Source organism: Corallococcus interemptor (genome assembly GCF_003668875.1).
In the GTDB taxonomy this organism is placed as follows: domain Bacteria; phylum Myxococcota; class Myxococcia; order Myxococcales; family Myxococcaceae; genus Corallococcus; species Corallococcus interemptor.
The window spans coordinates 1-6,130 of the sequence record NZ_RAWM01000230.1 but is presented as its reverse complement, the minus strand read 5'-3'; the positions used below and the strand labels follow the sequence as shown (position 1 = coordinate 6,130).

Annotated in this window: 6 protein-coding genes; 4 read left to right on the top strand and 2 right to left on the bottom strand. The window is 71.8% G+C overall.

Translation table 11 applies throughout. The features are described from left to right. The 4 genes from D7X96_RS38485 to dnaB all read left to right on the top strand — a co-directional run. The coding region (locus D7X96_RS38485; protein ID WP_370450229.1) for an acyltransferase family protein at positions 1-1,148 on the top strand (1,148 nt) is incomplete at its 5' end. After that, positions 1,145-2,260: a sensor histidine kinase gene (locus tag D7X96_RS38480; protein ID WP_120553050.1), complete on the top strand. Its 1,116-nt coding sequence runs from the start codon at positions 1,145-1,147 to the stop codon at positions 2,258-2,260. The genes D7X96_RS38485 and D7X96_RS38480, both read left to right, overlap by 4 nt. A gap of 67 nt (positions 2,261-2,327) precedes the next feature. After that, the gene (locus D7X96_RS38475; RefSeq protein ID WP_120553049.1) at positions 2,328-3,098 is read left to right on the top strand and encodes a LytR/AlgR family response regulator transcription factor; all 771 of its coding nucleotides are present in this window, start codon (positions 2,328-2,330) and stop codon (positions 3,096-3,098) included. Between the two features lie 157 nt (positions 3,099-3,255). After that, positions 3,256-4,650 carry a replicative DNA helicase gene (gene dnaB, locus D7X96_RS38470; RefSeq protein WP_120553048.1) on the top strand — a complete coding sequence of 465 codons (1,395 nt, stop codon included), beginning with the start codon at positions 3,256-3,258 and terminating at the stop codon, positions 4,648-4,650. 9 nt (positions 4,651-4,659) lie between these two features. Here dnaB and thiD read toward each other — a convergent pair whose 3' ends face one another. After that, the gene (gene thiD / locus D7X96_RS38465) at positions 4,660-5,400 is read right to left on the bottom strand and encodes a bifunctional hydroxymethylpyrimidine kinase/phosphomethylpyrimidine kinase (protein ID WP_121771963.1); all 741 of its coding nucleotides are present in this window, start codon (positions 5,398-5,400) and stop codon (positions 4,660-4,662) included. Then, positions 5,397-6,130, bottom strand: a 734-nt coding sequence (locus tag D7X96_RS38460; RefSeq protein ID WP_147468513.1) for a gamma-glutamyl-gamma-aminobutyrate hydrolase family protein, incomplete at its 5' end; no start/stop codon positions are given. The genes thiD and D7X96_RS38460, both read right to left, overlap by 4 nt.

Here is a 6,130-nt window from a genome sequence, read left to right as displayed (position 1 = left end):
ATCCCGGTGTGGAACAGGTGCACCACCCCGACCTGGACTGGCTCCGGGTGCTGGCCATCGTGGTGCTGCACCTGTTCCACACCGGGATGATGTTCAACACCTGGGACTGGCACATCAAGAGCCCCCAGGCGCTGCCGGTGCTGGAGCCCGTCATGGGCGTGCTGCACCTGGTGCGCATGCCGCTCTTGATGGTCATCTCCGGCGCGGGCACGGCGTTCGCGCTGCGGCGGCGCTCCTTGAGGGCGTTCACGAAGGACCGGACGAAGCGGCTGCTCTTGCCGCTGGTGTTCGGCATGTTCGTGGTGGTGCCGCCGCAGATCTACGTGGAGCGGCTGTTCCGGGGGCAGTTCCACGGCAGCTACGCCGCGTTCTACCCGACGGTGTTCGAGTTCGTGTCCTATCCCGCGGGCAGCTTCAGCTGGCACCATCTGTGGTTCGTGGCCTACCTGTTCCACTACTGCCTGCTGGCCCTGCCCCTCTTCGCGCTGCTGCGCACGCAGGCCGGTGGGCGGTTCCTCGCGGGGGCGGACGCGTGGCTGTCGCGCGGGGTGAACGTGCTGTGGCTCGGGGTGCCGCTGGCGCTCAACCGGGTGCTCTTGCGCGACTTCCCGGAGACGCACGCGCTGTTCGATGATCCGCGCACCTTCCTCCACTACGGCCAGCTGTTCCTCTACGGGCACCTGTTGGCCCGCTGCCCGGGCGTGTGGGACCGGCTGGTGGCGCTGCGCCACGGGCTCCTGGCCCTGACGGTGGCGGCGCTCGTCGTGGAGGTGGTGTGGCCGTGGCCGGTGATGCCGGTGGTGCCCGCCATCGTGGGGGGCACGGTGCTCATCTGGAGCGGGGTGCTGACGGCGCTGGCCTGGGCGCGGCACCACGTGCGCACGTCCCCGGCGTGGCTTCCGCACGCGCAGGCGCTGTCGTATCCGTTCTACATCTTCCACCAGACGGTCATCGTCTGCGTGGGCTACCTGTGCCTGCGCCTGCCGGTGGGCCCGTGGGTCCTGCTCGGGGTGGTGCTCACCGTGTCCTTCGCCGTCACGCTGGCGCTGTGCGAGGGCGTGTCCCGCGTGTCCTGGCTGCGGCCGCTCTTCGGCATGAAGCCGCGCGCGGCGCGTCCGGCGGTCCTGGCTCCGGAGGCCGTGGGGTGAGCGCCTGGGAGGACGTTCCAGCCACGCGATGGCGCTGGCCCCGGCTGCGGCTGCGCCCGGCGCTGAAGGTGTTCGCGTTCGGGTTGGCCCTGGGCGTGTGGCAGGGCAGCGCGGTGCGGCTGATGCAGCTCATGCAGCCGCATCCGGGCCACTGGGCGCCGGCCTTCATCTGGGAGGTGACCAGCGCGCTGGTCGTGACGCTCATCCTGCCCATCCTGATGACGGCGGTGCTCAACGCGCCGTCGCCCCGCGTGGGCTGGGCGCGCTTCCTGGGCATCCACGCCGCGGCCTTCCTCCTCTTCACGTCGCTGCACATCCTGGGGATGGCGGGGCTGCGGCACGCCGTCTACGCGCTGCTGGAGCTGGGGGACTACGACCTGGGGCCTCCCGTCTACGCGCTCCCGATGGAGGCCCAGAAGGACCTCATCTCCTACGGCCTGGGCTGCGCGGTCATCTCGCTCCTGTATGAGTGGCGGGAGCGGCAGGCCCGCGCGCTGCGCTCGGCGGAGCTGGAGGGGGAGCTGCGGGCCGCGCAGCTCCAGTCGCTCACGGGCCAGCTGCACCCGCACTTCCTCTTCAACGCGCTGCACACCATCGGGTCGGTGATGTACGAGGACCTGCCGCGCACGGACCGGCTGCTGAGCGACCTGGGGCAGCTGCTGCGCGCGAGCCTGGAGCGCACCGAGCCCACCTGGACGCTGGCCGAGGAGCGCGGCCACACCGAGCGCTTCGTGGCGCTGCTGGCGGCGCGCTTCGGCGACCGGCTGGAGGTGCGCTGGGACGTGGCGCCGGGGCTGGAGACGCAGCGCGTGCCCTGCTTCGCGCTGCAGACGCTGGTGGAGAACGCGGTGAAGCACAACCAGGACCTGCGCGGAGCGCTGGAGGTGCGCATCCGCGCGCGTGCCGAAGCGGACCGCTGGGCGCTGGAGGTGGAGGACACCGGGCGAGGCTTCGGAGCCCCCTCCCCTGCCTCCGGGCCCGGCGTGGGACTGACGCAGCTTGCCCGCGTGCTCACGCTGCTGCACGGCGAACGGGCCCGGCTGGAGCAAGGCGCGGGGCCCGAAGGCGGCGCCCGCGTGACGGTGTGGCTGCCCCGGGTGGAGACTTCATGAGGGCAACGCGCGTGAGGTCGTTCCGGCCAGCGGCGCGGACGCATCCGGCGCGCCCAAAGGAGGCCTCGTGACGGTCTTCCGTGTGCTGGTCGTGGACGATGAGGCCCCGGCGCGAGCCAAGGTGAAGCGCCTGCTGGCAGACGACTCGCGCTTCACCTGCGTGGGCGAGGCCCAGGACGGGACGGAGGCACTGGCGCGCATCGAGGCGCTGCGGCCGGACCTGGTGGTGCTGGACGTGCAGATGCCCGGCCTCACCGGCTTCGAGGTCCTGGAGGCGCTGGGGCCGGACGCATGTCCCGCGGTCATCTTCTCCACCGCCTACGAGCGCTTCGCGCTCCAGGCCTTCGAGGCCCACGCGGCGGACTACCTCCTCAAGCCCTACGACGCCGGCCGCTTCTCCCGGGCGCTCGACAAGGCCCATGCGCTGCTCGGCGCCGGGACGCACGGCACCGCCGCCCTGGAGGCCCTGCTCACCACGGTGGCGAAGGCCCGCCCGGAGCGCCCCCTGGAGCGGCTGGTCGTGAAGGTCGGCGAGGGCTGGGTGCCCCTTCGCCTGGACACCGTGTGGCGCCTGTCCTCGGAGGACAAGTACGTGCGCCTCTTCACCGCCCAGGGGGAACACCTGGTCCGCCAGACGCTGCGTGCCCTGGAGGAGCGCCTGGACCCCACCCGCTTCGTGCGCGTGCACCGGAGCGACCTGGTGAACCTGGACGCCGTGGCCCGCCTGGAGCCGTGGACCCATGGGGACGGCATCCTCGTGCTCAAGGACGGCTCCACGGTGATCCTCAGTCGCACCCACCGGGAGGCCTTCCTCCAGCAGTGGGGCGCCGCCGGATAGCCCGACGCGCCGGGTCGGTTCACCGGGAGGCCGGGCCCGGGGATACGGACGGTCGCGGCATCCTTCCCGGACCCACCGGGTGCTACAGGTCTGTTGCCTGGAAACTGGACGTCCGCTGAAACGTGTCAGACGCTGCCTGTAGAGGTTCCAAGCAGCCATGCAGAACGTCCTGGACGGTAGGGAAGGACGGCGGGTCCACGAGGACCTTGCCGCGGAGCGTGCGGTGCTGGGCGCCGTGCTGGCGGACAACGGGCTCATCACGCCCGTGGCGGAGGTCGTCCACGCGGACGACTTCGCCAGCCCTTCGCACGCGCAGATCTTCGCCGCGATGATGCGGCTGGATCAGCAGAGCAAGCAGGTGGACCACCTGACGCTCGCGGAGGAGCTGAAGATCCTCGGCCAGCTCGTCGCGGTGGGCGGTCCCGCGTACCTGATGGGCCTGGACCAGGTCGTCCCGCTGGCGGCCAACGCCGTGCAGTACGCCCACATCGTCAAGGATCAGGCGCTGCGCCGGCGCCTGGCCAACGTGGGCCGGGAGATCCAGGACCTCGCCAGCCAGGAGACGGGCGAGCTGGAGGTCCTGCTCGACGAGGCCGAGCGCAAGGTCTTCCTCCTCGCGGAGAAGAAGCGCGAAGGCGACCTGCGTCCGGTCAGCGAGCTGATGGAGCAGACGCTCGACCTGCTGGACAAGATGAAGACCGCGAACACCGGCGTGACCGGTCTGTCCACGGGCTACATCGACCTGGACAATCAGCTGACCGGCCTGCACGCCGGTGAGCTCATCATCCTCGCGGCGCGTCCCGGCGTGGGCAAGACGTCCTTCGCCATGAACATCGCGGTGCACGCGGCGCTGAAGGAGAACAAGGCGGTCGGCATCTTCAGCCTGGAAATGCCCGCGGATCAGCTGCTCATGCGTCTGCTCGCGTCCACCGCGCGCGTGGACATGAAGAAGCTGCGCGGCGGCCGGCTGTCGCCCCACGACGAGGAGAAGTTCCAGGAGATGGCCGGCGCGCTCTACAACGCGCCCATCTACATCGACGACTCCGGCGGCCTGTCCCCCTTCGACCTGCGCGCGAAGGCGCGGCGCGTGAAGCAGAAGGACCCGCGCCTGTCGCTCATCGTCATCGACTACCTCCAGCTGATGCACCAGAAGGGCAAGGTGGAGAGCCGCCAGCTGGAAGTCGCGGAAATCTCCCGCGCGCTCAAGCAGCTGGCCAAGGAGCTGGAGGTGCCCATCATCGCGCTCAGCCAGCTCAGCCGTAAGGTCGAAGAGCGCAAGGGCGGCAAGCCCATGCTGTCCGACCTGCGTGAGTCCGGCTCCATCGAGCAGGACGCCGACGTGGTGATGTTCATCCACCGTGAGACGGAGGAGGACGGCGAGGGAGGCGGTGGTGGTGGAGGAGGCGGTGGTGGTGGTGGAGGCGGCGGCGGCAACACGGTCATCCCCGTGGAGCTCATCGTCGCCAAGCAGCGTAACGGCCCCATCGGCTCCATCGAACTGGTGTTCCTCGCGGAGTACACGCGCTTCGAAAGCCGCGCTCGCAGCGAGTAGGCCTTCGCGTCAGTCCCGGCCGGTGCGCAGGTAGCCCGTGACGTGCTCACGGGCCGCGCGCACCGCCGCTTCCGGCCCCGTGCCCCGGCCCAGCTCCGCCGCCAGCGCGGACGCGAGCCGGCAGCCCGTGCCCCGGCGCTCCGGAGGCCGCTTCAGCCTGCGCCCCCGCATCACCACCGTGCGTCCGGCGTAGGCCAGCACGTCCGCCAGCCCCTGCCCTTCCGGCAGGTGCCCGCCCTTCACCAGCACCGCGCCGAAGCCGCGCTGGCACAGCGCCTCCGCGGCCTCCTGGGCGTCCTCCACCGTCCCCAGCGCGGGCCGGCCCAGCAGCCACGCGGCCTCCTCCAGGTTCGGCGTCACCAGCACGCGCGGGCCCGCGAGCGCCAGGTAGTGCCGGGCCGTCAGCCGGGACAGCGCCTGTCCCCGCGACGAGCGCACCACCGGATCCACCACCCACCACGCGTCCGCGTCCTTGAGCGCCGCCCGCGCCGTGGCCAGCTGCGACGGCCCGGGCACCACGCCCCACTTCACCGCGTGCAGGGGACCCCACTCGCGCGCGGCCGTCACCTGCGCGGCCAGCATGCGCGGGGAGGCCGGCACCACCGCGAAGGTATGCGAGCCCTGCGCCGTCTGGGCCGTGGGCACCGCCACCGCGTCGCCGCCGCGCGCGCGCACCGCGGCCACGTCCGCGAGCAGCCCCGCCCGGCCCGTGGGCTCCAGTCCCGCCAGAAGCAGGACGCGCGGCCTCACCGGCGGTGCTCGCGCGCCTTCTGCACCAGCGACTTGTAGACGCCCAGGTGCACCGGGATGGTCCCCAGCATCAGCTCCGGGTGCCACTGCACGCCCAGCGCGAACGCGTGCGCGGTGGACTCGATGGCCTCCACCACGCCGTCCGGCGACACCGCGCTCACCGCCACGTCCGTGCCCGGCTTGTTCACCGCCTGGTGGTGCGTGGAGTTCACCATCAGCTGCCCGTGCCCCACGGCCTCCGCCAGCAGCGTGCCGTTCTTCACCTCCACCGGGTGCTGCGGCTGGGTGCGGTCGTGCTTCTGCTCGTGGTCGCGCGCGCCCGGCACCTCGCGCAGGATGTCCTGGAACAGCGTGCCGCCCAGCACCACGGCCAAGAGCTGCATGCCGCCGCACACGCCCAGCACCGGCAGGTTGCGCTTGAGCGCACCCCGGATCAGCTGCGCCTCGAAGGCCGTGCGGCCCTCCTTCAGCGGGCCCATGCCCTCGCGGGCCTCCTCGCCGTACGCGGACGGGGGGATGTCGAACGCGCCGCCCGTCACCACCAGCCCGGACACCCGCTCCAGGTAGGCGTCCACGCAGGACGGGTCGTCGGTGTACGGCAGCACGAAGGGCAGGCCCCCCGCGCGAAAGACAGCCTCCGCGTAGGGCACCTTCAATTCGTAGCGGGGAAAGGCGGAGTCGGCCGGCTGGGCCCAGTCCGGGCTGAGGCCGATGTTGGGACGGCGCGGCG

What these genes read in the sequence shown, in the direction of transcription:
- dnaB (WP_120553048.1), top strand. Translation starts at nt 3,256, where the DNA reads ATGCAGAACGTCCTGGACGGTAGGGAAGGACGGCGGGTCCACGAGGAC.